29 protein-coding genes and 1 tRNA gene are annotated in these 24945 nt (G+C 57.6%); 15 read left to right on the top strand and 15 right to left on the bottom strand.

What is annotated here, in order from left to right; translation table 11 throughout:
• Positions 1 to 46: 46 nt before the first annotated feature.
• Positions 47 to 979: an N-acetyl-gamma-glutamyl-phosphate reductase gene (argC, locus tag ACQZ63_RS01030; protein ID WP_019565461.1), complete on the top strand. Its 933-nt coding sequence runs from the start codon at positions 47 to 49 to the stop codon at positions 977 to 979.
• A gap of 10 nt (positions 980 to 989) precedes the next feature.
• Positions 990 to 1835: an aminoglycoside phosphotransferase family protein gene (locus ACQZ63_RS01035; protein WP_112752845.1), complete on the top strand. Its 846-nt coding sequence runs from the start codon at positions 990 to 992 to the stop codon at positions 1833 to 1835.
• 6 nt (positions 1836 to 1841) lie between these two features.
• Here ACQZ63_RS01035 and ACQZ63_RS01040 read toward each other — a convergent pair whose 3' ends face one another.
• Complete coding sequence (locus tag ACQZ63_RS01040; RefSeq protein WP_003512619.1) at positions 1842 to 2960, bottom strand: COX15/CtaA family protein; 1119 nt, start codon at positions 2958 to 2960, stop codon at positions 1842 to 1844.
• A 227-nt stretch (positions 2961 to 3187) separates the two neighbouring features.
• Here ACQZ63_RS01040 and ACQZ63_RS01045 point away from each other — a divergent pair, with 227 nt between their 5' ends.
• Together ACQZ63_RS01045 and uppA are read left to right on the top strand one after the other, a co-directional pair.
• Positions 3188 to 3400, top strand: a complete 213-nt coding sequence (locus ACQZ63_RS01045; RefSeq protein WP_003512618.1) for a DUF2842 domain-containing protein — start codon at positions 3188 to 3190, stop codon at positions 3398 to 3400.
• A gap of 98 nt (positions 3401 to 3498) precedes the next feature.
• Positions 3499 to 4731, top strand: a complete 1233-nt coding sequence (gene uppA / locus ACQZ63_RS01050) for a polysaccharide biosynthesis GNAT family N-acetyltransferase UppA (protein WP_111783135.1) — start codon at positions 3499 to 3501, stop codon at positions 4729 to 4731.
• A gap of 21 nt (positions 4732 to 4752) precedes the next feature.
• On the opposite strand, the gene uppB is transcribed toward uppA, so the two are convergent.
• Positions 4753 to 7017 carry a polysaccharide biosynthesis protein UppB gene (gene uppB, locus ACQZ63_RS01055; protein WP_111783136.1) on the bottom strand — a complete coding sequence of 755 codons (2265 nt, stop codon included), beginning with the start codon at positions 7015 to 7017 and terminating at the stop codon, positions 4753 to 4755.
• A gap of 209 nt (positions 7018 to 7226) precedes the next feature.
• On the opposite strand from uppB, the gene uppC reads away from it, so the two are divergent.
• From uppC to ACQZ63_RS01085, 6 genes are all read left to right on the top strand, one after another.
• Positions 7227 to 7799, top strand: coding sequence for a polysaccharide export protein UppC (gene uppC / locus ACQZ63_RS01060; protein WP_448799053.1), 573 nt, complete (start codon positions 7227 to 7229; stop codon positions 7797 to 7799).
• A 17-nt stretch (positions 7800 to 7816) separates the two neighbouring features.
• Complete coding sequence (gene uppD / locus ACQZ63_RS01065; RefSeq protein WP_019565456.1) at positions 7817 to 8959, top strand: polysaccharide biosynthesis type 4 glycosyltransferase UppD; 1143 nt, start codon at positions 7817 to 7819, stop codon at positions 8957 to 8959.
• Between the two features lie 221 nt (positions 8960 to 9180).
• Positions 9181 to 10734, top strand: a complete 1554-nt coding sequence (uppE, locus tag ACQZ63_RS01070) for a polysaccharide biosynthesis glycosyltransferase UppE (RefSeq protein WP_003512611.1) — start codon at positions 9181 to 9183, stop codon at positions 10732 to 10734.
• The gene (uppF, locus tag ACQZ63_RS01075) at positions 10731 to 11972 is read left to right on the top strand and encodes a polysaccharide biosynthesis O-antigen ligase family protein UppF (RefSeq protein ID WP_113555862.1); all 1242 of its coding nucleotides are present in this window, start codon (positions 10731 to 10733) and stop codon (positions 11970 to 11972) included. The genes uppE and uppF overlap by 4 nt, the downstream gene beginning before the upstream one ends.
• Before the next feature lie 78 nt (positions 11973 to 12050).
• Complete coding sequence (locus tag ACQZ63_RS01080; RefSeq protein ID WP_003512607.1) at positions 12051 to 12200, top strand: hypothetical protein; 150 nt, start codon at positions 12051 to 12053, stop codon at positions 12198 to 12200.
• Between the two features lie 228 nt (positions 12201 to 12428).
• Complete coding sequence (locus ACQZ63_RS01085) at positions 12429 to 13109, top strand: hypothetical protein (protein WP_113157622.1); 681 nt, start codon at positions 12429 to 12431, stop codon at positions 13107 to 13109.
• A gap of 96 nt (positions 13110 to 13205) precedes the next feature.
• On the opposite strand, the gene ACQZ63_RS01090 is transcribed toward ACQZ63_RS01085, so the two are convergent.
• The gene (locus tag ACQZ63_RS01090; protein WP_003512604.1) at positions 13206 to 13742 is read right to left on the bottom strand and encodes a DUF1269 domain-containing protein; all 537 of its coding nucleotides are present in this window, start codon (positions 13740 to 13742) and stop codon (positions 13206 to 13208) included.
• Positions 13743 to 13961: 219 nt separating this feature from the next.
• Here ACQZ63_RS01090 and ACQZ63_RS01095 point away from each other — a divergent pair.
• From ACQZ63_RS01095 to ACQZ63_RS01115, 5 genes are all read left to right on the top strand, one after another.
• Positions 13962 to 14038, top strand: a tRNA-Pro gene (locus ACQZ63_RS01095).
• 199 nt (positions 14039 to 14237) lie between these two features.
• Entirely contained in the window at positions 14238 to 15107 is an 870-nt protein-coding gene (locus tag ACQZ63_RS01100) for a histidine kinase (protein WP_141682251.1), read from the top strand.
• 4 nt (positions 15108 to 15111) lie between these two features.
• On the top strand, positions 15112 to 15468 hold the full coding sequence (locus ACQZ63_RS01105) for an STAS-like domain-containing protein (protein WP_065658012.1): 357 nt from the start codon (positions 15112 to 15114) through the stop codon (positions 15466 to 15468).
• On the top strand, positions 15465 to 16034 hold the full coding sequence (locus ACQZ63_RS01110; protein ID WP_065658013.1) for a PIN domain-containing protein: 570 nt from the start codon (positions 15465 to 15467) through the stop codon (positions 16032 to 16034). Before ACQZ63_RS01105 ends, ACQZ63_RS01110 begins: the two co-directional genes overlap by 4 nt.
• Positions 16035 to 16078: 44 nt before the next feature.
• Positions 16079 to 16801: a hypothetical protein gene (locus tag ACQZ63_RS01115; RefSeq protein ID WP_448799054.1), complete on the top strand. Its 723-nt coding sequence runs from the start codon at positions 16079 to 16081 to the stop codon at positions 16799 to 16801.
• A gap of 6 nt (positions 16802 to 16807) precedes the next feature.
• On the opposite strand, the gene ACQZ63_RS01120 is transcribed toward ACQZ63_RS01115, so the two are convergent.
• The 12 genes from ACQZ63_RS01120 to ACQZ63_RS01175 all read right to left on the bottom strand — a co-directional run bounded on the left by ACQZ63_RS01120 (position 16808) and on the right by ACQZ63_RS01175 (position 24918).
• The gene (locus ACQZ63_RS01120; protein ID WP_448799055.1) at positions 16808 to 16954 is read right to left on the bottom strand and encodes a hypothetical protein; all 147 of its coding nucleotides are present in this window, start codon (positions 16952 to 16954) and stop codon (positions 16808 to 16810) included.
• 752 nt (positions 16955 to 17706) lie between these two features.
• Positions 17707 to 18072, bottom strand: a complete 366-nt coding sequence (locus tag ACQZ63_RS01125) for a phage tail assembly chaperone (RefSeq protein WP_448799056.1) — start codon at positions 18070 to 18072, stop codon at positions 17707 to 17709.
• Complete coding sequence (locus ACQZ63_RS01130) at positions 18069 to 20084, bottom strand: hypothetical protein (protein ID WP_448799057.1); 2016 nt, start codon at positions 20082 to 20084, stop codon at positions 18069 to 18071. Before ACQZ63_RS01130 ends, ACQZ63_RS01125 begins: the two co-directional genes overlap by 4 nt.
• An 11-nt stretch (positions 20085 to 20095) precedes the next feature.
• Positions 20096 to 21724, bottom strand: coding sequence for a terminase large subunit (locus ACQZ63_RS01135; RefSeq protein ID WP_448799058.1), 1629 nt, complete (start codon positions 21722 to 21724; stop codon positions 20096 to 20098).
• Positions 21708 to 22124, bottom strand: coding sequence for a phage terminase small subunit P27 family (locus ACQZ63_RS01140; RefSeq protein ID WP_448799059.1), 417 nt, complete (start codon positions 22122 to 22124; stop codon positions 21708 to 21710). Before ACQZ63_RS01140 ends, ACQZ63_RS01135 begins: the two co-directional genes overlap by 17 nt.
• Positions 22121 to 22438 (bottom strand): phage head closure protein, encoded by a 318-nt coding sequence (locus ACQZ63_RS01145; RefSeq protein WP_448799060.1) that lies wholly within the window; start codon positions 22436 to 22438, stop codon positions 22121 to 22123. Before ACQZ63_RS01145 ends, ACQZ63_RS01140 begins: the two co-directional genes overlap by 4 nt.
• Complete coding sequence (locus ACQZ63_RS01150) at positions 22435 to 22848, bottom strand: DUF3168 domain-containing protein (RefSeq protein ID WP_448799061.1); 414 nt, start codon at positions 22846 to 22848, stop codon at positions 22435 to 22437. The genes ACQZ63_RS01145 and ACQZ63_RS01150 overlap by 4 nt, the downstream gene beginning before the upstream one ends.
• On the bottom strand, positions 22845 to 23264 hold the full coding sequence (locus ACQZ63_RS01155; RefSeq protein ID WP_448799062.1) for an HK97-gp10 family putative phage morphogenesis protein: 420 nt from the start codon (positions 23262 to 23264) through the stop codon (positions 22845 to 22847). Before ACQZ63_RS01155 ends, ACQZ63_RS01150 begins: the two co-directional genes overlap by 4 nt.
• Complete coding sequence (locus ACQZ63_RS01160; RefSeq protein ID WP_448799063.1) at positions 23264 to 23578, bottom strand: head-tail connector protein; 315 nt, start codon at positions 23576 to 23578, stop codon at positions 23264 to 23266. The genes ACQZ63_RS01155 and ACQZ63_RS01160 overlap by 1 nt, the downstream gene beginning before the upstream one ends.
• Positions 23579 to 23696: 118 nt before the next feature.
• Positions 23697 to 24182: a hypothetical protein gene (locus ACQZ63_RS01165; RefSeq protein WP_448799064.1), complete on the bottom strand. Its 486-nt coding sequence runs from the start codon at positions 24180 to 24182 to the stop codon at positions 23697 to 23699.
• Positions 24179 to 24457 carry an endonuclease gene (locus ACQZ63_RS01170; RefSeq protein ID WP_448799065.1) on the bottom strand — a complete coding sequence of 93 codons (279 nt, stop codon included), beginning with the start codon at positions 24455 to 24457 and terminating at the stop codon, positions 24179 to 24181. The genes ACQZ63_RS01165 and ACQZ63_RS01170 overlap by 4 nt, the downstream gene beginning before the upstream one ends.
• An 80-nt stretch (positions 24458 to 24537) precedes the next feature.
• Positions 24538 to 24918, bottom strand: a complete 381-nt coding sequence (locus tag ACQZ63_RS01175) for a hypothetical protein (protein ID WP_448799066.1) — start codon at positions 24916 to 24918, stop codon at positions 24538 to 24540.
• Positions 24919 to 24945: the final 27 nt, after the last annotated feature.

The raw sequence follows: 24945 nt of genomic DNA on the forward strand, positions 1-24945 counted from the left end.
TGAATCCGATTACACTCGCAACCCTCTGAAAAGTCAGGACAAGGACATGACAGCGAAGATCTTCATCGATGGCGAACACGGCACAACGGGTCTGCAGATCCGCACGCGCCTTGCTGGTCGCCGCGATATCGAGTTGCTGTCCATTCCCGAAGCCGAGCGCCGCAACGCCGCTATCCGCGAGGACATGCTCAACAACGCCGACATTTCGATTCTCTGCCTGCCGGATGATGCTTCCAGAGAAGCTGTCACCATGGTGGCAGGCAACAACAATGTTCGCATCATCGACACCTCGACCGCCTATCGTATCCATAAGGACTGGGCTTACGGTTTTGCCGAAATGGACAAGGAACAGGGCGAAAAGGTTCGTTCCGCCCGCTTCGTCGCCAATCCGGGCTGCTATCCGACCGGCGCGATCGGCCTTCTGCGTCCGTTGCGCGCCGCCGGCATTCTGCCCGATGGTTATCCCGTCAGCGTCAACGCCGTGTCCGGATATACCGGCGGCGGCAAGCAGATGATCGCGCAGATGGAAGATCAGAGCAGGGACGATGCGATCAGTGCCAACAACTTCCTCTATGGCCTGACGCTTGCACACAAGCACGTGCCGGAAATGACCATTCACGGCCAGCTGGACCGCGCGCCGCTGTTTGCACCCTCCGTCGGGCGCTTCCCGCAGGGCATGATCGTGCAGGTTCCGCTGTTTGCCGCCGACCTCAAGGACGGCGCGACTATCGAGACCGTGCATGCCGCGCTCACCGCCCATTATGCCGGACAGGACATCGTCAGCGTCGTTCCGCTTGCCGAAAGCAAGGGGCTGTCCCGCATCGATGCCGAGGAACTGGCGGGCAAGGACACGATGAAGCTGTTCGTCTTCGGCACGCCGGGCGGCGAACACATCAATCTCGTCGCGCTGCTCGACAATCTCGGCAAGGGCGCATCGGGTGCGGCTGTCCAGAACATGGAGCTGATGCTCTCGGCATGAGGCTTTCTGCGTGAGCCGAGCTATCCCCTTTTTTCCGGCCTCGTGGAATATCGAGGCCGCAAAACAGATTGCCGATACGCCTGCCGGGGTGGTTTACGAAGTCAGACTTGGCAATGGTTCCCTTGCCATCGCCAAGGTACTTAAACACAAGGTTCTGAAAGACAGCCTTCGCGGGGCGGATTTCATCGAATGGCGGGCAGGTGTCGGCTGCGTGAAGCTGCTCGATCGCTCCGACGACATATTGCTCATGGAACATGCCGGCAATGAGACGTTGCGCGACGTGCTTTTCCGCGACGGCGACGATGATGCCACGACCGCAATCGCCGCCGATGTTCTCCTTCACTATCACCAGCCTTCAACGCAGACGCCACCAGCCAGCCTGCTGACGCTGCCGCAATATTTCGAAAGTCTGTTCCGTAAAGCCGAGCACGATCGCAGCGAAGGCACCGACAGCCCCTACATCGAAGCCGCTTCGCTTGCCGAGGAGCTTATCGGGCACCAAAGCAATATTCGACCGCTGCACGGCGATCTGCACCACGAAAACATCATGCGCAGTGCGCGTGGCTGGATCATCATCGACCCGGCAGGCCTGATCGGCGATGAAGCACTCGACGTCGCCAACATGTTCTCCAATCCGCTAGACCGCTTCGATCTGACACGCAGCGAGGCACGCATCGCCTCCATGGCGTCGATTTTTGCGAAAGCGCTCAAACGGGACGAACGGGTGCTTCTGCAATATGCCTTCGCCTACGGTTGCCTTTCGGCGGCCTGGCACGAGGAAGATGGCAACACGCGCGAACGCGACGACGAACTGGCCGTCGCGACAACCATCAAGTCTGTCCTGAAGCAATTTTAAGGGTTTTCAGTCCCTGATCTCAACCGCGACAGGTGCCGGGTATTCGCCGAGGAAGCCGCGCCAATGGGCGACTGCAAAACCAAGCACAAGCAGCGCCATGCCCTGATGGGCGAGCGCCACATGAATATCCACATGCATCAGAAGCGTGGTAATGCCAAGCGCCGCCTGAATGGAGATCAACACGAAGAACAGTACGGCGCGGCGGGCATGCGGCGTGCCGGGCAAGGCGCGAGCCAAGGACACCATATGCCACAGCGTGGCGGCAAACAGCGTATAGGCGCCGAGGCGGTGGACGAACTGCACCGTCTTCGGGTTTTCGAACAAGTTGATCCACCAGGGCTGTTGCAGGAAAAGATCGCCGGGCACCAGGGAGCCGTCCATCAGCGGCCACGTGTTGTAGGACAGGCCGGCATTCAGACCCGCCACCAGCGCGCCGAGATAAATCTGGAACAGACAGAGGAAGGTCAGCAGCGCGGCAAAACGGCGGCCGGTCGTTTCATTGGCAGCATCGGGCGAATGGTGCGACAGGCCGCGCAATATCCACATGCAGCCCGCAAAGATGAGGCACGCGATCGTCAGATGCGTTGCCAGGCGATATTGCGAGACATCCGTACGGTTGACGAGGCCGGAAGACACCATCCACCAGCCGACGAAGCCCTGAAAGCCGCCAAGCCCCAGAAGGCCGATGAGCGGCAGGCGCAAGCGCCTTTCGATGCGGCCGGTCAGCCAGAAGAAGGCTAGCGGCAGGGCGAAGATGAGGCCGATGGCGCGGGCAAGCAGTCGATGCGCCCACTCCCACCAGAAAATCGTCTTGAACTCATCGAGCGACATGCCCCGATTGATTTCCTGATATTGGGGAATACGCTTGTAGAGCTGGAATTCCTCTTCCCATTCGGCAACGGAAAGCGGCGGGATGGCGCCGTGGATGGGCTTCCATTCGGTAATTGACAGGCCAGATTCGGTCAGCCGCGTGGCGCCGCCGACAAGCACGAGACAGAAAAGCGTGAAGAGAACGACGCGCAGCCAGATGCGCAGCAGGCGGCGATCCTTCTCCTGTTTCTGCAGGGCAGCCTCCACCACCATTTCCGCAGAACCATTTGCCATCGTCATGCCGCTCGAATGCATCTTTGAGGTCTCCATCATACAGTCATGTTGATTAGCCCCAACCGGCACCACAAAACAAGGCCTCAGGGTTTGCGGCATCCGGTCGCGGCGGTATAGTTTCGCCAGACGCTAGATCGTCCTGTCTCTGCTTCGAATCACCACGACGATCTAGATTTTTTGTTTTACGCATGTCTTTTCCCCAAAACCGATGACACTTTTGGGATACATGCTCGGTTACGGAAGATTTCATGCACCCTCGCCTCAGATCGCTCATCGGAACCATCGTCATCATCTGCCTCGTCGTCATCTACGCCGTAGCGGCGACGGCCATCGCGTCGGCGACGCTGGCGCAATCTCCATGGTGGGTGCATCTTGCCTACTTCGTGCTGAGTGGGCTTTTGTGGATACTGCCCGCCATGCTGGTCATCAAATGGATGGCCGGCTCCAAAAAACAGGAATAGGCACCTGCCTTCTACGGGACATCCAGAGGTCGCAATTTTATAAACCTCTTGTTTGCCGCTCAACGATATAGTCTCACCGAAACAACCGGAGAGCGTGGATGGCGGCTGAAGCGCCGGTCATAGTCAGCGAGGGTGAAGGACCAGCCGCCGTGCAAAACGAGCGGCGGGGCGCCGATCGCCTGGCTATCGATCTCGTCGACGATGCCTCCACTATCCGCGCCGACTGGGAACAGCTGGAGAGCGACCCGCTCAATTCGCTGCATCAGGGTTACGGCTGGTGCTCCATCTGGGCGCAAACGCAGGACAGACCCCTCCTCATCATTCGCGGCAGGCAAAGCGGAAAGACCGTGTTCCTGCTGCCGCTCGAAATCGTTCTGGAAGGCGGCATCCGCAAGGCACGTTTTCCCGGCGGCCGTTTCAACAATATCAATACCGGGCTTTTCGACCGGTCCTTCGCCGAAGCAGCCAACCACAAAACGGCGGCAGCCATTGCCCGCGAAGCGCGAAAGCTGCTGCGTGGCCAGGCGGATATTCTGGCCTTGCAGAACATACCGCTGATCTGGCGTGGCAGGGCCAACCCGCTCTCGCATCTGGCATCAGTCGAAAACCAGAACCCGGCCTTCCAGATTCCCTTACTGGCAAATTTTGAGAGCACGCTTCGGCAGATCAACGCCAAGAGGCGCCGGAAGAAATTCCGCATCCAGAGCCGGAGAGCCGAGGAAATGGGTGGTTACAGCCATGTGATCGCCCGTTCGCCACGGGAAAAGTGCGAATTATTGCAGACGTTTTTCCGGCAGAAGGCAGCCCGGTTCGCATCGCAGGGCATTCCGGATGTTTTTCGCGACCAATCGGTAAAAGACTTTTTCTATGACCTCGCAAATTTTCCGGAGATCGGCACAGACAGTCTTCTGGAACTACACGCCATTCGTCTGCATGGTCAAAATGAAGGTTTCATCGCTGCCATATCCGGCCTTTCGCGCAAGCAGGATCACATTATCTGCCAGTTCGGTTCTATCGATGAGACCTTCGCGGAAATCAGCCCCGGTGAGCTGCTGTTCTGGCTGATGATTGAACGGGCTTGCAGTGAAAATGCGGCGATCTTCGATTTCGGCGTCGGTGACCAGCCCTACAAGCGTAGCTGGTGTCCGCTTTTCACCGTGCAGCATGATATTTTCCTGCCGGTGACGTTGAAGGGCCGCGCGGCAGCCTCGGCCTACGTTGCCATTGCCCGGACAAAGAGCCTGATCAAATCCAATCCGGCACTCTATGCGTTCATTCAGCGTTTCCGCGCGGGTCGGCCGAGCATGGACGCAACGCCCGCTGCCGACTGACCGGTTATCGGCCGCAGCTTCTCAGGCGGCGCTCAGACGGTCCGGTTTGCGCATGCCGGTCATCGGCAATGCCTGCTCGTAGCCGTGGGCAACCAGTTCTCCGAGGGTCTTTTCCAGCAATTCGCTATCATTACCGGGAACGGACACGACGATTTCCGCCGGCAGATTGCGCAGCATTTTCTCAAGGCTCGATATCTGCGCCGCGCCGCATTCCACCAGAACCGTGTCATAGGCGTCGGAAAGCGCGCTAAGGATCATCGTCAGCCGGTCGATCGCGCGCATGGCCTCTCGCGGCTGCGCATTGCCGCGCGGCACGATATGGGCATCGGAAAGCCGGTCGCCGTGAATGGTTTCGCCAAAGGCGGCGGCACCTGCCAAAAGGTCCATGACGCCCGGCAGTCCGGTCTCAGGCGCCATCAGGCGCGTCGGACAGGCCGATGCCGTCATATCGACGAGAACGACCGAACGGCCCATTTCGGACAGGGCGCGCGCCAGCATGACGGTGGTGGTCGAACCACTGTCGCCAGCTGGAGACACGACCGCTGCGACGGATTTCGCAAGACGGGTGGCGAGGAAAGACGCGACGGAGTCGATCGAGAAATTGTCGGCGTTGTCGATCTCTTCTTCCGCAGCGTCCACTTTCGCAGCCGCGGCGTCTGCAACCGGCAGGGCCGATTTGGCAGCAACGGCTGCGACCGGTATCTGCGCTTCCTGTTCGACAATGGACTGGCGGGCAGCGGCAGGCATGGAACGAACCGCAGGCGGCGCATCCTCTTCACGTGCGGGAAGCGGTTGCTCCGGCGTATCCGGTGTCTCATCCGTGTCAGCACGCGCTTTGGCGGGCGGTGGCGGATCGGACAGCGGCGGGACATGGGTCTTGCCAACCGGCTTCAACGCCCGCCCGGTGAACAGTTCCACGAGCATGACGACGATGCAGGAGAGAAGGAAGGCCGCCAGCGTGACGACAATGGTGATGGCGCCGGTCTTCGGGAAATAGGGTTCGCGCGGCTCCACTGCAGTTGAAATCACGCGGGCATCGGCGGGCGTGGATTCGGCTGAACCGGCGCGCGACGTTGCCTCGCGGTAACGGGCGAGATAGGTTTCAAGAAGCTGGCGCTGAGCCGAGGCCTCGCGCTCCAGGTCGTTGAGGCCAACCTGCTGCTCACCGGCGCGTACACTTTCCGTTTTCAGCACGTTCAACTGCTGAACCAGTTGCCGCTCCCGCAGGCGGGACACATTGGCCTCGTTTTCGAGACTTGCGAGCACCTTGCGGGTCTCTTCCTGAATCTGCCGCTGTATGCCGTCAATTTGGCTGCGCAGCGCCTTGATACGCGGATGGCCTTCCAGCAGCGAGGAAGACAGATCGGAAATCTGGCTGCGCATGGCAGCCTCGCTTTCCTTCAGTCTCTGGATCATCGGCGAGGCGACGACGTCGGGGAAAGTATCGAGTGGGCGGCCGCTCGAAAGCGCGTTGCGCACGCCTTCTGCCCGCGCCTCCGCATTCGCCCGCTCGCCGCGGATACGGCCAAGTTCGGTCGAGATATCGCTGAGTTGCCGGGTGGCGAGCGTTTCGCCCTGCCCTGCCGACAGAATATCGGACGAGGCGCGGTAATCCGCGACCTTCCTGTCCGCATCGCGAACCTTCTCACGCAGACTGGCGATTTCCGGCTCCAGCCAGCGTGCCGCCTCCGTGCTTGTGTCCAGTTTCGCGCCGCTCTGCAGCGCGATGTAGGCCTTCATCATCGCGTTGGGGACTGCTGCCGCAAGCATGGGGTCCTCGGACGAGAACTCGACCGTGATGACGCGCGAGCTTTCGACCTGGTAGACCTGCAACCTCTCCTGGAACGCCTTCAGTATCCGTTCCTCTGGCGGCACCTGCTGCGGATCTTTCTTGACGCCGACAGCAACCAGCAGCTTCGAGACGAGAGAAGGACGCGCCGCCGGGTCAAGCTCCTGCCGCTCATAAAGCTTCATATCTTTCGCGACCTGCTTGATGAGGTCAACCGATTGCAGGATCTGCACCTGGCTGGAGATGGTCAATTCATCGAGCACGGGTTCGGCGGGCGCATTCGACTGCTGCGACGCACCGAAGGAGGCCGCGCGCGATTCGATGAGGACGCGCGCCTCGCCCTTGTAAGCGGGCGACATCATGCTTGCGACAACGAAGGCGGCGCCCCCGGCAAGCAGCGTGATCGCCGCTATCCTGCCCTTGCGCTGCCATATGGCAGCGACGAGCCGCGCGAGATCGATATCCACATCCCTGTCATCAATGCGATCGCCGTTCATACGGGCTCCGTAACCGAGATACACCTCGGGCGCTCAAATATAGAGGCCAATTTTCGCGAAGTTTAAGTCTTTCCGGTAACACAACAGTTAATTGTGACGAAGCCCACGAAATAAAGCCGATATTACCATCCTTACGACTGGCTGTTTACCGCCCATTAACCCTAACAGAACGATAAGAATGCTCATAGTTCGACTCGGAGCCAGATGAGATGCCGCTCGCCGGATCACGACATGTCACCGCACTGACGCTTGCCGTTCTAACGGCCCTTTCCGGTTGCGCGGCATATCAACCTGCGCCCAAGGCGTTTCACGAGGGCGCCCTGCAGCCCTATCATGTCGATAGCGGTGACAGGCTGCGCATCAACGTGTTTGAACAGACCGGGCTGACAAATACCTATACGGTCGATCAGGCTGGTTATATCGCCTTCCCGCTTGTCGGCCAGGTTCCCGCCCGAGGCAAGACGCTGCCGCAGCTCGAAGCCGCCATTGCCGCCAAGTTGCGTCAGGGTTATCTGCGCGATCCCGATGTGACGATCGAGATCGATCGTTATCGCCCCGTCTTCATCATGGGCGAAGTCGGCCGTCCCGGCCAATATTCCTACGTGCCGGGCATGACGGCGCAGAACGCCATCGCCATCGCCGGCGGCTTCACGCCACGCGCCAATCAGGCCGATGTCGATATCACCCGCAAGATCAATACCGAGGTGATGACCGGCCGGATCGGGATCACCGCACCAATTCTTGCGGGCGATACGGTCTATGTGCGTGAACGCTTCTTCTGAAAAACGGAGCGGCTGACATGGCGGATGACGGTCCTCCCCTGCGCATCATTCACTGTTTCCGCTCTCCCGTCGGTGGCGTGTTCCGCCATGTCCGCGACCTGATCGAAGAACACGTCAAGCAGGGCCACAAGGTCGGCATCGTCTGTGATAGTTCGACCGGCGGCGCGCATGAGGAACGGCTTTTCGCGCAGATCGCCCCGATGCTGGAGCTAGGGTTGACCCGCCTGCCGATCAAGCGGTCGATAAGCCCCGGCGACCTGTGGGCACTCGTTAAGTCCTACAACCATATCAAAAGTTTGCGGCCGGATATTTTGCATGGGCACAGCGCCAAGGGTGGCGCTCTGGCCCGGCTGATCGGCTCATTGTTGCGGGTGAACAAGTATCGCGTAGCCCGCCTCTATTCGCCGCACGGCGGCAGCCTGCATTACGATCGCAAAAGCCTTAAAGGGCAGCTGTTCCTGCGTATCGAGCGGTTTCAGGAGCATTTCACCGACGCCCTGTGTTTCGTTTGCAATTTCGAACAGGAAACCTACGAAACCAAGGTCGGCAAACCACGCACCCGCACGGCGATGATCTATAACGGCGTGCAGGAAAGCGAGTTTGAAACCGTGCCCGCCCGCGAAGGGGCAGCGCGCTTTCTCTATATCGGCATGTTGCGTGACCTGAAGGGGCCCGACATCTTCATCAAGGCATTCGCCAAGATGGAACGCAGCATCGGCCAGCCCATGTCCGGCGTCATTGTGGGCGATGGGCCGGACAGGGACAAATATGCTGATATGATCGCCAAGGCCGGACTTTCGCAGCGCATTTCCATGCACGCCGCCATGCCCGCCAGACAGGCATTTGCGCTGGCGACGACTGTTGTCGTTCCCTCACGCGCCGAGGCGATGCCTTACATCGTGCTGGAAGCGCTTGCTGCGGGGAAAACCGTCATCGCCTCGCATGTTGGAGGCATAGCTGAGGTTCTGGGAGAAGACAGCGAGGCGCTCGTTCCGGCTGGAGACGCCGATGCGCTGGCAAAGATAATGGTCAAGGATGCCGAGAGCCCGGACTGGGGGAAACGGGTGATGCCCCGCCCCGACAGCTTCAAGGCGAAATTTTCAACGCCTGTTATGGCCGACGACATGATGAAGCTCTATCGTCACCTGCTTTCGCTCTAGAAACATTTCAAAAACACGATTTTTAATTGTATATTCTGCCGTCCTGTAGAAACTCATCATAAACGTTTCTTAGCATGTTTCGGCTAGTTTCCTGCTCGTAGAGCGCACGTATCCGCACGGATGCGAAAACTGTGCTCTACCACTTTGAAGTTGCGCATCGTTCCCTTCGAAAATCGATTCCGGTTTTCGGGCCGATGGGCTGGAGGGTGCGGACCAAAGCAATGACCAAGGCTGACAAGGGAAGACTTGAATTCGATCTGGCAACGTTGCGCCAGCAAATCTCCGAGCGCGATGCGGGTGAGCCTTCCGCATCGGAAAGCGTTGTTCTCAATCCGCTTGCACGGCAGATCGCCAACCAGCTTCGCGCCGGCAACCATTCGCCAAACATGGTCATAGGCCAATTGCGTCTTCTCGAATTTTCGATGCTTGCGATCATCGCGGCCATCGTCAACGGCATCGCTGCGCGGCAGGGGCTTGAAACCTTTCTTGCGGTTTTCGGCATTGGGGTGCTGGGCGCGGCGGTTTGCGTGTTTCTTTTGCAGGCCGGCGACTGTTACCAGTTGCCGACGCTGCGCGCGCCGCTGAAAATGTTTGCCCGCATTCAGGGCGCCGTCTGCCTGTCCTTCGTCACCGTCGCCGGCATCCTTCTCCTGTTTTTGCCAGAAGCGCTGCATTCCTGGCAGACTTTTGCCATCTGGTACGCCACCGGCGCAATCGCCATTTTCACCGGACGGCTGATCCTCGGCTTCGCCATTCGCCACTGGGGCCGCAACGGCGTGATGGAGCGTCGCGCCGTGATAGTCGGTGGCGGCGATGCCGCCAAGGACCTCATCCGCTCGCTCGAACAGCAAACGGACAATGATATCCGCATCTGCGGCATTTTCGACGACCGGAAAAGCGAGCGTTCGCCCGATGTGGTTGCCGGCTACCCCAAGCTCGGCACCTTCGCGGAACTGGTGGAATTCGCCCGCCTGACGAAGCTCGACATGCTGATCATCGCCCTGCCGCTCAGTGCCGAGGCGCGTATCCTCCAGCTCCTGCGCAAGCTGTGGGTGCTACCCGTCGATATCCGTATCGCGGCCCATGCCAACAAATTGCGTTTCCGCCCCCGCGCCTATTCCCATGTCGGCGCGGTGCCGATGCTCGACGTGTTCGACAAGCCGATACGCGACTGGGATTCGGTCGGGAAAAGGGTGTTCGACATCGTCTTCAGCATTATCGGCATCGTTCTGTTGTGGCCGGTGATGCTGGGCGCGGCTATTGCCGTCAAAACGACATCCAAAGGCCCGGTGTTCTTCAAGCAGAAGCGTCATGGCTTCAACAATGAAACGATCAATGTCTGGAAGTTCCGTTCCATGTATACGGAACTCAGCGATCCCACGGCAAAAAAGGCCGTCACGAAAAACGATCCGCGTGTCACGCCGGTCGGGCGGTTCCTGCGAAAATCCTCGATGGACGAGCTGCCACAGCTTTTCAACGTTCTTTACGGCGATCTTTCACTGGTCGGGCCGCGTCCGCACGCCGTGCACGCCCAGACGGGCGACCTGAAATATACCGAGGTGGTGGAGCATTATTTCGCCCGGCACAAGGTCAAGCCCGGTGTTACCGGCTGGGCGCAGATCAATGGCTGGCGTGGTGAGATCGACCACGGCGACAAGATCAAGTTCCGCACCGAATACGATCTCTATTATATCGAGAACTGGTCGCTGCTTCTCGATCTCAAGATCCTGTTCCTGACACCGATCCGGCTGCTCAAATCGGAAAATGCCTATTGACCCACACCGGTTACCAGCACGCACCGGATTTTGACGCACCGCTTGCCGCCATGCGGTTGGTCGGCGCGTTCTTCATTGCCTTCGGCGTCTTTCTTTCCGGCTTCGTGATTTCCGAACCGGCGCCCTATGAGCTGATGATGGTAGGGCAAGTGGCCATCTGGTTCCTGCTGGGCTTGCGCCTTTCGCGCACCGTCGTCCTGCTTCTGTGCCTGCTGCTTGCCTTCAATGTCGGCGGTTATCTTTCGCTCACCACCATGGCCAATCTTGACGAGGGGCCGCTTTATCTCGCCGTATCGACCTTTCTGGCGCTGACCTCGGTTTTTTATGCTGCCATCATCGAGGACAAGCACCAGCGGCTGCTGCTGATTTTGCGGGCCTGGCTCGCCGCAGCGTTGATTACCTCCCTGCTCGGCATCATCGGATATTTTCACGCCATTCCCGGTTTCGAGGTCTTTACCCTTTACGATCGCGCCAAGGGCGCCTTTCAGGACCCGAACGTCTTCGGTCCCTTCCTGGTGACGCCGTCGCTGTACCTGATTTACGGCCTGCTCTCCGGCAAGGCGATGCATGCGCCATGGCGGATCCTTGGCCTGCTCATTCTGTCCCTTGCCGTGTTCCTGTCGTTTTCACGCGCCGCATGGGGCCTTTTCCTGTTTTCGGCCGTGCTTCTGGTTTTCGTCATGCTGCTGAAAGAGCGCACGGCGGCATTCCGGCTGAAAATCCTCGTTCTGTTTCTCGTCGCTGTGGCATTGATGGTGGCAGCCGTAATCATCGCCCTGCAATTCAAGCAGGTCGCAGACCTGTTCTCCAGCCGCGCCTCGGCGGTGCAATCCTATGATGGCGGCCATCTCGGGCGTTTTGCCCGCCACTATCTCGGTTTCCTGATGGCGATGGAACATCCGCTCGGCATCGGCCCCATGGTGTTCGACGACATCTTTCCCGCCGCGGAACATAATATCTGGCTGAAGAGCCTGACCACGCATGGCTGGTTCGGCTTCGTCATCTATCTCACGCTGATCTGCTGGACCATTGCCGCCTGCTTCAAACTGCTGCTGCGCCAGCGGCCCTGGCAGCCGTTTCTCATCATTTCCTGGGTAACCTTTGTCGGGCATGTGATGATCGGCAACGTCATTGACACCGACCACTGGCGGCATTTCTTCCTGCTGCTCGGCATATTGTGGGGATGCATGGCTCTGGAAAAGCGCGAAAACCTGCGCCGAAGCAGAAGTGCCACATAAAGTCCTTACCCTTACGGAACCTTACATTATTTCATGCGTTTAGCCCGCGATCATGATTGTCAAACGGGGAGACATCCTATGACGCAGACCAACAATCTCTATTTTATCATCGGCGCACTCCTGGTGGTTCTTGTCGGCCTTGGAGCCTATGTCTGGCACGAGGAAAGCAAACCGAAGGGGATCGAGATGAATATCGGCCCGAACGGTGTTTCCGTGCAGGAAAACTGAGCATTTCCAGTAAAATGCGTAGCGGTTTCATGACTGAAACCAAGGCATTGAGTGCGTCCAACGCTTCCGTTCATTAGAAACGCACTATATGTCCGCAAGCGTCGCGCAAAGTTCGGCTATTAGACCGGGTGCACCCCAAGCTTGAGACGGCTGGGGATACACCCGGTCTTCTTATGAGAGGAGACGAAAGGCGGGATCGAGAATCTTCGCCGAGCCGGTTCGGTATGCATGACGTGTATCGGCCTGATCATGGAAACAGTGAGCGCAATGGTCTCCTCCGTCGACCTGTCCACACGCATCAATGCCACCAAACTCGCACTCAAGGCCATCAAGGAGCAGGAGGACAATTCCGCTTCGACCTCCTCGCCACGGACTGCGATCCTCGACTCCTACGGGATAGACACCTCGCCCTCCTCCACCAATACGCGGCTGACACAGCTTCTGGCGCAATATGCGCAAGTCTCCGGCAATGACGCGGAGACCGACGACACCAGCACACAGGCGCCATCCGGCGACATTACACAGGCCAGTTTCATGACAAGCCTGAAGGCGACGCTGGAAGAACTCTCCAAGGACCCCAGCAAAGCTACGCAAGCCAAGGCAATGCTGGAAGCGCTGGCCGCTGGAACGCTGACAGTCTCCGATCCTACCGAAGGCACAAAGATAAAAGCCTGGGACGTGGAGGCCGACAAGACAACCACCTCAAAACCGGCAACCGAGATCACCACGACCGGCTGGAGCGATTTTCTGAAGGACCACCTCAAGCGCGACGGTTCCGCTTATGCCAAGACCACAGGTGGCGCTTATGTCGACAGTATTTCCGGCGACAATGCATTTTTTGGCAATGTCGGCAGTCGGTATTATTATCTGACTTGGCCGCAGGCGAAAACCGGAACGCTGACGGTTTAAGCCAACGTTTCCGGTGAGGGTCGCAAAGAGCGCCGCCGCACTTTCATAGATATGCTGCGACATAAATCATGCCGCAGCATCTTCTCCCTGCCTCGTTCAGACGGCAGGTGCTGCCGCTTGTTCCGTTCCGCCGGAAAGCGCCTTTTGCAGTTGCGCTTCCTGCTCTGGCGAAAGCGAGGTTTTGATGACCCGCCCACGAAGACCCTCCAGTTCCGCCATCACCTTTTCCGGCTGCACCTTGCGGATCAGCACGAACAACGCCGAAGAGCCATTCGGGATGGTTTCACCCAGAGATTTGATGAAATCGTCGTCGATTCCGTAATCCGTCAGTGACCCCGCAAGCGCACCCGTTCCCGCACCGATCGCGCCGCCGATCGCAAATCCTGCGAGCGGATTGAGGAACAGCAGGCCAACGAGGCCGCCCCAGAGACCACCGGAGAGAAAACCGGAGCTTGCACCGATCGCCGTCAGATTGACGCTCTGCTTCAGGTGCACCTTGCCGTTTTCATCGCGAACGACAACAACGGCATCTTCCAGATCGACCAGATATTCCTTTTTCATTCCAGCAAGTTTCAGAAGGACCCGGTCGGCCTCTTCCGTTCCGTCAAAACCGACAACGACGAGTTCGGACATGTTTCATCTCCCTGAATTTTAGTTTCGCTTAGATTGGAACGCCAAAGAACACGGCAGGTTCCCGCCATGATGGAAGGATGATGTGTCACGCGTTTGACGGGCAACATCTTCGGGAAGAAAGTCCCCTACCCACCGTCCACAGCCTTTGTTCCTTTTTTCAAGAAAAGGCTATTTTCCGCTTGCGCCCTAACAGGCTTATATATAAACGGCTTTCAGGTTCGGAGCGTAGCGCAGCCCGGTAGCGCACTTGACTGGGGGTCAAGGGGTCGTGGGTTCGAATCCCGCCGCTCCGACCATTAATTTTCAAAGACTTACCGGAGTCTTTGGGACGAAAGAAATCCCCCAGATTTCTTTCCGGGTAACGTAAAGGGTAACACGTAGATGGCGTGATCGATCTAGCGTGATCCACAAGAAATTCCGGTCGGGCCTTTTCCATTCCCTTCTTGAACTGCATTGTTAGGGCAATGCGATGATTCTGGGGCGAGAGGGGTAAACTTGGCTGAAGAGATTTTGATTTCGGCTTACGAGCTTCGTTCGAATCTAGCCGGGTTTCGAGCCCTCGGTGACCTGCATCACAATCTCTCTGAATACTCTGGTACTCAAATAGAGATCAACTGCGGGCGCCTGAATTGGATGGACGCTCACTTAGGCTCTCCGTTGCAAACCATTCTTCAGCACAGTCGGCGCCGTGGAAACAAACACAGCCTAACCAACCTTGATGATAGCATTCGGACCATTCTACGCAAGAATCACACACTCAAGATTAGCCATCCCGACACCAATCATACTACGATGCCGGTCACGTACTTTGCACTCGACGAGGAAGTAGATTTCGCAAATTACACACGACTTCATATGGCAAGGCGCGAGATGCCCAAAATGTCGACTGCCCTCCAAGGAAAGTTCTACGAAGGCATCGATGAACTGTTCGCGAATTGCTCACTGCATTCAAGGTCGGAAACTAAGATCGTCGTTTGCGGTCAATTCTTTCCCAGGATTGAGAAGCTAGCTTTTACGATTTCCGACGGAGGGGTCGGCATAGAGGGGTCGCTACAGCGCGCAGGCTTTAAGTTCGAGTCGGCATCCTTAGCAATTGATTGGGCTATGCAACCGAAAAATACTTCTCGTCACGGTGACATACCTGGAGGACTCGGTCTAAGGTTGCTCCGAGAGTTCGTGGAGGCAAATGACGGCAAGCTTACGGTCGCGTCAACGGAGGGATTTTGGATCCAGTCCGGCGACAGGATCGTTACAAAGCCTTTGCGCCGCCCCTTTCCCGGCACATCGGTCATACTTGAGATCAATACGTCTGATAAGAAGCAGTACGGGCTTAAGGAAAAAACCGATCCTCTGAATATCTGGTGAGAACATGAGAGATATCGTTATACCTATTTCTAAGATCGTTGGCGGAGGCATTTGCGTGTCCGCCAGCGACGGTCAGAGGGTATACAGCGAAGTTCGAGAAGCTGTCTTATCCGGAGGCAAAGTTACCCTGAGCTTCTCTGGTGTTTCGCGAATGACAACCGCGTTTCTGAACGCGGCCGTTGGACAACTGTATGGCGAGTTCCCGGAGAGAACTATCCGAAAACACTTAGGCCCGCCGACAGATTATGAGGAGTGGCATCTCGCCCGCCTCAAGATGGTGGTGGACAGAGCGAAAGAATTTTTCGACGATAAGGCCCATGTCCAGTCGGTGTTCGAGCAAAATACGAGTAACCGCCGATGACACGTGTCTTCGATGCTCGGAAGGGGTGCTCATTTAGCGGGCGAAAGATTCTTTTTGATACCAATATTTGGATCGCTATCGACGGCAATGACCCGCGTGACCACCACGCTGCCTATAGCGACTATTTCGGCGAAGTTCTGTCGAGCGACAACCAACTTGTAACCAACGACTACGTCATATCGGAATACTTCAATAGGTCATGTAAAATCCAATATGACATTCAATACCGGGGAGACCCAGACGCTGGGAAAAACTATAAAAGCCGCCGTAAATCAGGTCATTTACTCCAGTACATGACAGACGTTCGGGACATCTGCGAAGATATTCTGAGAGACTGTCAATTCGAGAATGCAATCACGGCGAGTTGCCCAGTCTTATCGCATGTTTCAGAAGCCAAAGACGGTCTGCTCGATTTTTCTGACATCGTGATACGCGAGCATTGCTTGAGGCATGGCCACGTAATTGTAACTGACGACGCTGATTACATAAACTGCGGCTTGGATCTGGTGACGGCCAATCCAACATTTCTCAGAATGGCTAAAGTACAGGGCAAGTTAGCTAGCTGAAGCACGATAAACTAGCCCGTTACACGATCGCTCTGGGGGGGAGAATGTCGAACGTTCTGTTGCTTATGATTTTTGTCGTTCTGGCGATCCTCACAATTCTCCAAATTTTCCCGGCCTGCAGCCCAAACGCAAGTTTTGCTGCGTGGATGCAGTCGATTGAGTGGCTAGAGTGGACAAAGGTTACTTTCGATTTGGCAAAGGGCGTTGCTTGGCCACTTTCTCTGTTTTCGCTTGTCTGGCTGTTCCGCGACCAGATCCGTGCGCGCATACCTTTTATGGTGCAAGTCGGTCCTACAGGGGCAGTCTTTCAGGGCGTGCAACAAACGACGGCGCCCGGCGAGAGCGCCACCCTTAACGTCTCAAGCGAGTTTGTTACGGTGTCTTCTGCAGTCAAAAACATCCGAGTCGAGCTGGAAGGGTTCATTGCAGAGCACCGCGAGGGCCGGCTGATCAACGCACTCGCTGAGGCTCGAGTGTTTGCGAACTTCGAGTTTATCTTCGGAGCTATATTTCAAACTCAGATAGATTTTCTCAGCGCTCTAGAAAAAGGGAATAAAACGCCAGATGAATCCCAAGCGCTCTTCAATGATCTTACAGCTCGTTTGAATAAAGAATTTATTGAATGGGGATTCGTTAATTGGGTTAACTTTCTTAGGGTTAACGAGCTGATTGACACTTCAACCGGCGAGTTTTCCATCACGCAAAAAGGCAGGGACTTTGTGCTGTTTGTACGGAAATACCGCCTAGGCGTAATCCGTCCAAATTAGTCAACATCACGCTGCCACCTCGAACCAGTTATCGAAGACGGCAGCGGTCAGAGGCTGCGGGAATGCTATGACGGCTGCCATCTTTTTCTTCATCTTGAAGGCTCGTTTCTTGCAGTCCACGGAGCAATACATCGCCTTGCTGATTTTGGCCACGAATGACATTCCGCAACAGACGCACTGCTTTTCAATCCGAGCGGTCTGGAAGCGGTGGGCGGCTCCGCATCTCATTGAACAGTGTTGGTTGGTGGGTTTATGCGGCTTGAATTCTGTTCCGCAGTGGAGACATGGCTTAACGGGAAGCGTGGTCATGGATATGTTCCGACACCGGCGAGAGCAAAACATCTGATCGGAACCCTCCCTGATAGGTTGGTAGGACGCTTGGCACTGTATGCACTCCCGTGGCTTCGTCTTCGCCTGGTAGAGTATGCGATAAGCTGCTCGGCCCAGACTGTCTTTAAAGGGCTGCGTCCCATAGCTGCGATACTTCAGCGCCGCAGTAGCGCATGCGACTCCGCAAAACCGCTCTCGCCTGTCGATCTGGAACTGCGCAAGGGGCCCTTTGCAAAAGTTGCACGCTTCGATCGGAGCCGTATATTCCGGCTGTCCTTCCGCCCATGACGGCCGCGCGCCCTTCGCCAGTTTCTGAAAAGCCGCCGTGATCAACGCAGCAGACTCAACGTCAGATGCAGTCCAATCATGGCCTGCAATGCACAGAGCTGATCGCAGGCCGGCACGTGTCGAGCCCTCGTTCTCCCACGCGCTGAAGCGAAAGTCATCGAGAATCTCCATGACCTGCAGAATGACGTGCTTTCGGCGCTCGCCTTTGACTATCTGTCGAGGCTTGTGCTTGTCTCGAAGACGGGAGTTTCTGGCATCGACATATTGCGACAAATAGACCATTTGCATCACCCGAACATGGCGTCAAGAAGCCCCGCCGTCACTGGCGAGGAGGAGACTGGCGGTAGGGTCTTCACGCCCTCAGGCGCTTCGCTCTTCGGCGGGGACTGGCACTCCAGAAATGTCCTATCCATCGCACGCAGAATTGCGACATGGCGAGGTTCGATCGGCCACCGCATCAGCTGCGCGTAGGCGAGAATCTCGGAAAGGCTGATCGGATTGGGACCGGACGCGTGGTAGGTCCGTGACTGGTGCAGATCAATGAACCAGCGGAAGAGCAGATCGCCGCCGGCAGGAATGCGCGGCACGGTCGGTGCCTGCGCTTCCAATTGCCGTTTTAGCTCGCCGCACAGCAGTTCACGCAGGTTGCTCATCTCGGGCTACCGTTCATGTAAAGCTCGTTCTTTTGAGCGTTGTTTCGCTGCACCAACTTTATGCTCTGACTTTGCGCCTGCTGAAGGATCTGGCCGATGAGTTCCGGCGACAGGCTGATCATGACCTCGCTGGTGCCTCCGGGCGTGGACTGACTGCCGGCGCCACTGTCGTTGACCGACACACCGAGGCGGCCGCTGGAGTCACGGGCTAGCGGCATGATGGCTTCAGGGCCAGCCTCGCCCATCAATCCAGCGCCCTTGGCGAAGGCGAATGTCGTTGGCTGGTTGACGATCTGGTTCGAAAAGCCGTTGATGCCACCAGCGAATGCATCGCCCTTGGCATAGAGACCGAGACCGGGAGCGGACGGAAAGAAGCTTTTGCCACCACCGCCAAACAGGCCACCGAATAGACTGGAAAGGAAACCGCCGCCACCGCCGCCGGACGCGGCCTTATTCACCTGAAAGATGCTGTCGAGCACATCGTCAAGCATCGTGTCCGCGATGCGCTTGAGGCTGTTTACGGCAACGTCGCCAAGCGCTTCCCAGAAGCTCTTTCCCTGCTCGATCGCGCTAAATAGATCATCAAGGCCGGCGCGGGTGAGGTCGCGATACAGGAGCGTTTGCTCGTCGGCTTTCCGGCGGGCTTCCTGTTCCTGAAAGATTGCTTCGTTGAGCGCTATGACTTTCTTGCGCTCATCATCTGTCGCTGCTGCTCCTGCCTCCCTGGAGGCCGCAGACGCTCGTTTTGCAGCGTCCGAAAGGTTGACGATGCGAAGCTCTTCCTCAAGCTCTGCGATCAATTCCTGAACGGCTTTGCGTTCGCGTTCTGCCTGTGTGGTGGCGGCAGAGCGAGAGGATTTGCTCGGTGAGGCAGGAGGAGGCTTGTAAGCCGGAGGTGTCCATGTGCTCCCACCAACTGGCTTGAAGTTCATCACCTCTGGCCGGCTCTCTAGCTCTTGGATGCGGCGGTTCTCCTCCGCATCAAGTTCCCTCATTTTCTGCTCGTGGACAGATTTCGCTCTGACCTTCTGCCGATCGCTCATCCGGTTGTCGGCAGAATCGATATCCTGAAGAGCTTTTGCGGTCTCTTGCTTCTGCCGCATAATGTCGTTGATCTGCTTCGTGATTGTGCTCGATCTCTGCTTTTCAACGGCGCGCAGAGTTTCAAGAAAATCCATCATGCTATCAACGACGGAGACAACGGCAGATTTTAGCGTGTTCCCGACGGTCATGGAAATGGCATTGAACTGTCGGTCGAGTTCCTGGGCCTTGGTGATAACGTCATCGGACAAGACGTGACCGAAATCGTTCGCAGCCTTGATTTGCGCGCGAATGCCCGCTTCGCCTTGGGCGATCAGAGAAACCATGCGCTCGCCGCCAGTGCCGCCGAAAAGCTCGTCAAAGATGCGGATACCTGCCGCCGTGTCTTTCAACTGGCGTGTGCGCTCGATCAAGAGAAGCATCAGCTCTGTCGGATCTTTGAGCTTGGTTTTGACTTCTTCAGGGGTAAGGCCAAGCCGCTGAAAAGCTTCGGCGGCGCTGCCCTTACCTGTGACGGCAAATTCATCTGCGCGAAGCTGAAGTTCCTTCAGGCCGTCGGTGATCGCATCCACGGGGATACGCGCCTGTTCGGCAACATATTTCCATTCCTGAAATGCTTTGGAAGACAGGCCGGCCATTCGCGCCTGATCGCCCAGTTCGGCAACAGACTCCGTAACCTGCTTCACGGAACTCAGGACACCGGCTATGCCGGCACCGATGACGGTGCCGATCAAACCGCCCGCGAAGGCTTTGCCGACACCGCCGATCGAAGTGCCGACCGTGGCCATCGCCTGATTGATCCGACTGGACGACCGCTTGGCGTGCTCCTCCATTTCCGACGTCGCGCGCTTCGAAGACTGGGACATCTTGCGAAACTCGCGCTCCGTCGTGCCGGAGGCTTTGGCCATGTTTCGCTCTAGGTCTTTGATCCGTGCTTCGAGCAAGATGACGAGGCGTTCTTCGTCTTCCACAATAGTCTCCCTCAGGCGTAGGCCCAGTTTTCGATGTCGTCCATATCTGCCGACTCATAAGATGAAATTCCGCTCTCACCGGCAGCGCAGCGCGCGACGGCCATGGCTGTTGCTACGGCGCCATCGATGCGGTCCTTGCTTTTACCCTTGTGGAAGCTGCGGTTGCCGGCAGTGTCGGTGCGGATCGCAATGTTATCGAAGTGCCAACGCAGGATCGGATTGCCACCGTGCTGGAATTGCCGGGCGAGTATGGAGCGCTCCAATTCGTTGATCGCCGGGGACATCGACACCCAGCCCTGCCGGAACTCGACCACCGGCAAACCCTTGTCCTGAAGGTTGTTCAGTGAGTTGCGGGCGAGATGCGGGTCAAAGGCGATTTCGCGGACGTTGAACCGTGCGCAGATTTCCTCGATCTCGGCTTCGACCGCGTGGAAATCCACGACGTTGCCATCTGTGAGAGTGATGAGGCCTTGCTCTTCCCACACGGCATAATTCACGCCGTCCTGGCCTGCCTTGCGGAGAATGTTGTCTTTCGGGAGGAAGAACCACGGATGGACGGCATAACCGCGCTCGCGGTCTCCCCAGGCGGCGACGACGGCGGTTAGGTCGCTGGTGCTGGAAAGGTCGACGCCGAGATAACATGGGGTTTGCTCGGCCTCGAAACGGTCAAGGTCAACATGGCCCTTGCCCTCGTCATAGACTGGCATGGAGACAAACGGAGACGCACTGTAATCCAGCCAGCAGTTCAGATGGAACTGCCGGAAGTTATCTCGGTCGGACGGCCGTTCCTTGGCTTCCCGGGCCATCGTGCGGAGCCCGTCAATGTCGGGATAGCCATCAGCCAATCCAGGATTGACCGCGTGCCACAGGTCTTCGTCTTCCCAGTCGTCGTCGGGGCTGGTTTCAAAGAGGACTGGCAGAAAGCTTGGATCCTCCACGGCACCAGATTGCACCTTGCGGGCATAGGTGAGCAGCTCATACGCGAGGTTTTCTTGGCCTCTGCCGCTCTGCGTGATGACGACCAAAAGAGTATTGGCGACCTTGTTCAGGCCCGTCCGGATGGCAGACCAGTTGCGCCGAGCGTTTTCGCCTTCCCAATTTATGAGTTCGTCGGCCAGGACAAAATTCGGTGTTTTGCCGAGTTTCCCTCGTCCTCCGGACGCCAATGCGCGGAATGTGGCCTTGCTCTTGATGTGCTCGAGGTAAAACAGAGACTCTGTCGGCTTCATGGCTGGCTGCAACCATTCGGTTTCGTCCACAATGCCGACTGCCTCGTCATAGGCGATGCGGGCGTCTTCTTCAGCGGAAGCGGCAACCATGGCCTGCCCACCCGGAACCCGCTCCCATCCGACGGTATGCAACAGTGCTAAGCCGGCACCCATAGTGGTCTTGCGAGCACCGCGCGGCAGGAGGATGAAGACAGTCTTTACCTGGCGGCGCTTGTTCGGGTAGCACGGGCCATAGATGCGCCTGACAATCCGTTCCCAGAACAGGGGCAGCTCGAAATCACCGCTCTCGCTTTTCGGGTGCTTCATACGACGCAGGAAGTCCACGGCGCGCTCACCGTAGCCGAACGTGTCTTCAATTTCGCTGCCATCGAAAATCCACTCCGGACGGGTTGCGTTAAACTTCGAGGCCATCGGGTGCGCCCCCCTTCGGTTTATCCTTCGGCGTGAAACCCTGCTTCGAGCGGGCGGCGGGTGTCAGGCCGAGTTCTGCAGACAATCGGGCGACGGTCTCCATTGCTTTCGAGAGCATGCCGGCGGCCGGGTTCGGCTTGAGCATGCCGTGCGCAGTCTTCACGGTAGGGCTGTGCTCCTGAAGCGACTTCTGGCATTCCTGAACCATCCAGCGCGCGACGACGTAGGTTTCCAACACACCGAGTGCGGGAGCGGTCAGGATCTTCCGCTGCACCATATCGGTAGCGATGACGGTCCATTCTGCGACCATGTCCGGGGGAAGAGTTGCGGGCGGTTTGGGAACGCCGCTAAGACCGCCGTCGATAGCTTTGAGATCCGCCTTGCGGCCCCGGGTGCTCATGATGTCACCTTGCGTTCACAGCGCAGCTCCAGACCGACGCGGCGGCCGATCTCCTTCACTTCGCGGATATTGAACTCGCCACCCTGGTACAGGACACGCGACGCGCCGGTGACACCTGGTAGGAAGCGTGTACGAAAGATGACGACGGTCTCATCGCTAGCGCCGCCCGTTAGAAACTCTTCCGTGCTGCTTTGGATGATCTGGGCGCGCACGGTGGCGACGTCTGTCCATGTCTCTATCGGCGTGCCGTACTCGTTCACGGTGTTGGTGAAGCTCAGGATGGTGATAGAGCGGTCTAGTTTCCCGGCTCTCATGATACCTCCTGTACGAGCGCGTCGACCGTCACCACCGCATGGCTGGTCTTTCCATCCGGGTCGCGTAGGAAGCGTGAGCCACGGACACGACAATCGGCACAATGGAAACCGGCATCGAGATGCAAATTGGTACTGTGAATCGCTTTCCGAATGGCTCCGGCAATGCGCTTGCTTATCTCTGTCGACGGCTCCTCTACCCAAACATGAAGGTCGAGATAGATCCGCGTCAGGGTACGGGCGATGCTCTCGCCTTCATCAAGGGACTGGCCTTCCCCGATGACGATAGAAGGCCTCGGATTTGGCCTCTCGTTACGGTCAAGGATGGACGCCGCTGGCACCAGCGCAATGACGTCACCAGATGAAGACAGTCGAGAACGCAAGGCTTTTTGAAGGGCGAGTTCAGCGCTCATCTGCCGCCCCAATTTTTCTTCACGGCTTTAGACGCAGCGCGCTTGATGCGGCCGGTTATCTTCTTGCGGAGGAGACGGAAGGCGGGCCAGAAGAACGGTTGCGCGGCTGCTTCCTGCGTGCCGTGTTCCACCAGATGCGCATATCTGACGTCAGCATTTCCGGCTGTTACCGCGACCGCCAATTCGGGCACCGTCACGCGGCCGCCAGGCGAACTGTATGGCGGTGTGTTGGCACCGCCTGGAGTGACGGCGATGCTATCCTGAAGCGCGCCGGTGTCACGAGGTGCCAAGATGCGCGCGGTGACAGCCAGATCGTTGCCGCTCTTCACGAGTTCCGGCATCATCGCGTCGCGGACATCCTTGGGGATCGCGTTCAAGCGCTGTTTGATACGGGCGATTCCGCCGTCGTTAGCCATCAGAAACTCCACTCGCGGTACTCGTTTACGATCGGCCAGACACCGAACGGCAGTTCCTGCGCACTGACTCCGACCAGCGTCGCTTCGCGATTTTCATACCAGTGAGCAGCTGTTTGGCTGACTGCCTCGACCAGCGCCGGTGGAATTTCTTCCTGACCAGTGCTGCTGTATCGTTCCTCAATCTTAAAACCGAGGAGACGCTCGACATGGTTTTGAGCCGCCGCAATTTTGCGTTCAAGCAATGCGTCATCGTCCGTGCCAAGATCTGGCGTCAGGTTTAGCTGCTGCTTCAGCTCGTTCAGACTGACGATCATGACGGCCACCTTTTCGGATTTAAAAAATTAGAGCCAATTTGAAATTTTTTCGCACGACAGACCCGCCGCCGGTTCCCTACGGGGGTAGGAAGTCTAGGACCAACCCCCGGGTATGGGATCACGCTTCAGCGTCGACGCGGACAATGTTGCTGTTCACACCGAGCGATGCGTTGAGCTTCATGACACTGTTGGCCGCATCGTACTGTTCGGACTGGCTCATCGCCTTGGCGATGAACAACCGCTGCGACGGCGTGCCGCCCGCTGGCGCGTCGTTGAGGACCAGCTTGAACTCGTAATCGTGGATCGTCTTCTCGGCCGCGATGAGAGCCTGCTGACCCGGGTCGGCGTAGTCGATGCCCATTACCAACTCCATGGTGCCGGCAGAGCGCGGTCCTTTGAGGGTACGGGTGCGTGCTGCATCGATGGAAGTGAAGCTCACAGCTTCGGACGTGTCGCCCAAAGAACCGAGAGCTTCGAGTTCTTTGATTTCCTTCCATGTCACTGCATTGGCGGCGCTGAAGTCGGCAAGCACGAAATCGGTGTTCTTCTGTTCTTTGGTCACGCCGATGTAGAGCTTAGCACCGGCAGTTGCGAAGATAGTCATTTGAGTTTCCTTTCGGTGCGCCGCTCTTCCGCGGCGTCAAGGGCGTTGCAACGCTGACAGCCAGGCCGCCAGTTGGTCGTGTTCATCCTGAGGTCAGGACGTTTCCTGATTGAGATCACATGGCGGACCAACACCGACGGTGCGCCGCATTCACAAAGATCGTTTCCGGGAATGGCGAGGAAGGCTCTGGCCTGCTTTCGCCATTCGCTGTCATAGCCGCGGTCACGGGCGGCGGGCCGCTTCTTGTCGAAACGAGCCTTGCGCTCCGCCGCCATTCGGGCAACCGCCTTGCAGGTCTCACCCGATGGATGAGCCTTGCCGCAATAGCCGCAGACTGAGGGAGCGCGGGTAGGCATCAGTCGCCCATGCTCCCGTAGAGGAGAAGCGTTTCCGCCTCGATTGCCGCGATGCCGCCAGCGGCCCATTGGCCGGCCGATCTCACCTTGCCCTCAAGGCTGTTGACGGTGACGCCCGAGGCGGCGAACGTGATTGCCCCGATGCCAGCCTGAAGCCATCCACACGAGAAGCCGCTGCGAAGACCTGCTGGAATGGTCACCGTGCACGCCACCGTAAAGGCCAGTAGTTTGCCCTGGTGTTTGTCGGTGAGCGTCAGCGTGCTTGCAGGGACGAATTCAACGTTGGTGCCAACGTCCTTGATGGCGTCATCCAGCGTCGTCTCAATTTGCCGTTCCGACGGAGTTCCGGCCTGACGCTTGATTCTGATTTTATCGACCATGCCAAAATCCTTAAAAGTTGCGATCGC

This window comes from Agrobacterium sp. CG160-95 (assembly GCF_053521725.1).

What these genes read in the sequence shown, in the direction of transcription:
- argC (WP_019565461.1), top strand. Translation starts at nt 47, where the DNA reads ATGACAGCGAAGATCTTCATCGATGGCGAACACGGCACAACGGGTCTG.
- ACQZ63_RS01040 (WP_003512619.1), bottom strand. Translation starts at nt 2,960, where the DNA reads ATGCATTCGAGCGGCATGACGATGGCAAATGGTTCTGCGGAAATGGTG.
- ACQZ63_RS01045 (WP_003512618.1), top strand. Translation starts at nt 3,188, where the DNA reads ATGCACCCTCGCCTCAGATCGCTCATCGGAACCATCGTCATCATCTGC.
- uppA (WP_111783135.1), top strand. Translation starts at nt 3,499, where the DNA reads ATGGCGGCTGAAGCGCCGGTCATAGTCAGCGAGGGTGAAGGACCAGCC.
- uppB (WP_111783136.1), bottom strand. Translation starts at nt 7,017, where the DNA reads ATGAACGGCGATCGCATTGATGACAGGGATGTGGATATCGATCTCGCG.
- uppC (WP_448799053.1), top strand. Translation starts at nt 7,227, where the DNA reads ATGCCGCTCGCCGGATCACGACATGTCACCGCACTGACGCTTGCCGTT.
- uppD (WP_019565456.1), top strand. Translation starts at nt 7,817, where the DNA reads ATGGCGGATGACGGTCCTCCCCTGCGCATCATTCACTGTTTCCGCTCT.
- uppE (WP_003512611.1), top strand. Translation starts at nt 9,181, where the DNA reads ATGACCAAGGCTGACAAGGGAAGACTTGAATTCGATCTGGCAACGTTG.
- ACQZ63_RS01080 (WP_003512607.1), top strand. Translation starts at nt 12,051, where the DNA reads ATGACGCAGACCAACAATCTCTATTTTATCATCGGCGCACTCCTGGTG.
- ACQZ63_RS01085 (WP_113157622.1), top strand. Translation starts at nt 12,429, where the DNA reads ATGACGTGTATCGGCCTGATCATGGAAACAGTGAGCGCAATGGTCTCC.
- ACQZ63_RS01090 (WP_003512604.1), bottom strand. Translation starts at nt 13,742, where the DNA reads ATGTCCGAACTCGTCGTTGTCGGTTTTGACGGAACGGAAGAGGCCGAC.
- ACQZ63_RS01105 (WP_065658012.1), top strand. Translation starts at nt 15,112, where the DNA reads ATGAGAGATATCGTTATACCTATTTCTAAGATCGTTGGCGGAGGCATT.
- ACQZ63_RS01110 (WP_065658013.1), top strand. Translation starts at nt 15,465, where the DNA reads ATGACACGTGTCTTCGATGCTCGGAAGGGGTGCTCATTTAGCGGGCGA.
- ACQZ63_RS01115 (WP_448799054.1), top strand. Translation starts at nt 16,079, where the DNA reads ATGTCGAACGTTCTGTTGCTTATGATTTTTGTCGTTCTGGCGATCCTC.
- ACQZ63_RS01125 (WP_448799056.1), bottom strand. Translation starts at nt 18,072, where the DNA reads ATGAGCAACCTGCGTGAACTGCTGTGCGGCGAGCTAAAACGGCAATTG.
- ACQZ63_RS01135 (WP_448799058.1), bottom strand. Translation starts at nt 21,724, where the DNA reads ATGGCCTCGAAGTTTAACGCAACCCGTCCGGAGTGGATTTTCGATGGC.
- ACQZ63_RS01140 (WP_448799059.1), bottom strand. Translation starts at nt 22,124, where the DNA reads ATGAGCACCCGGGGCCGCAAGGCGGATCTCAAAGCTATCGACGGCGGT.
- ACQZ63_RS01145 (WP_448799060.1), bottom strand. Translation starts at nt 22,438, where the DNA reads ATGAGAGCCGGGAAACTAGACCGCTCTATCACCATCCTGAGCTTCACC.
- ACQZ63_RS01150 (WP_448799061.1), bottom strand. Translation starts at nt 22,848, where the DNA reads ATGAGCGCTGAACTCGCCCTTCAAAAAGCCTTGCGTTCTCGACTGTCT.
- ACQZ63_RS01155 (WP_448799062.1), bottom strand. Translation starts at nt 23,264, where the DNA reads ATGGCTAACGACGGCGGAATCGCCCGTATCAAACAGCGCTTGAACGCG.
- ACQZ63_RS01160 (WP_448799063.1), bottom strand. Translation starts at nt 23,578, where the DNA reads ATGATCGTCAGTCTGAACGAGCTGAAGCAGCAGCTAAACCTGACGCCA.
- ACQZ63_RS01165 (WP_448799064.1), bottom strand. Translation starts at nt 24,182, where the DNA reads ATGACTATCTTCGCAACTGCCGGTGCTAAGCTCTACATCGGCGTGACC.
- ACQZ63_RS01170 (WP_448799065.1), bottom strand. Translation starts at nt 24,457, where the DNA reads ATGGCGGCGGAGCGCAAGGCTCGTTTCGACAAGAAGCGGCCCGCCGCC.
- ACQZ63_RS01175 (WP_448799066.1), bottom strand. Translation starts at nt 24,918, where the DNA reads ATGGTCGATAAAATCAGAATCAAGCGTCAGGCCGGAACTCCGTCGGAA.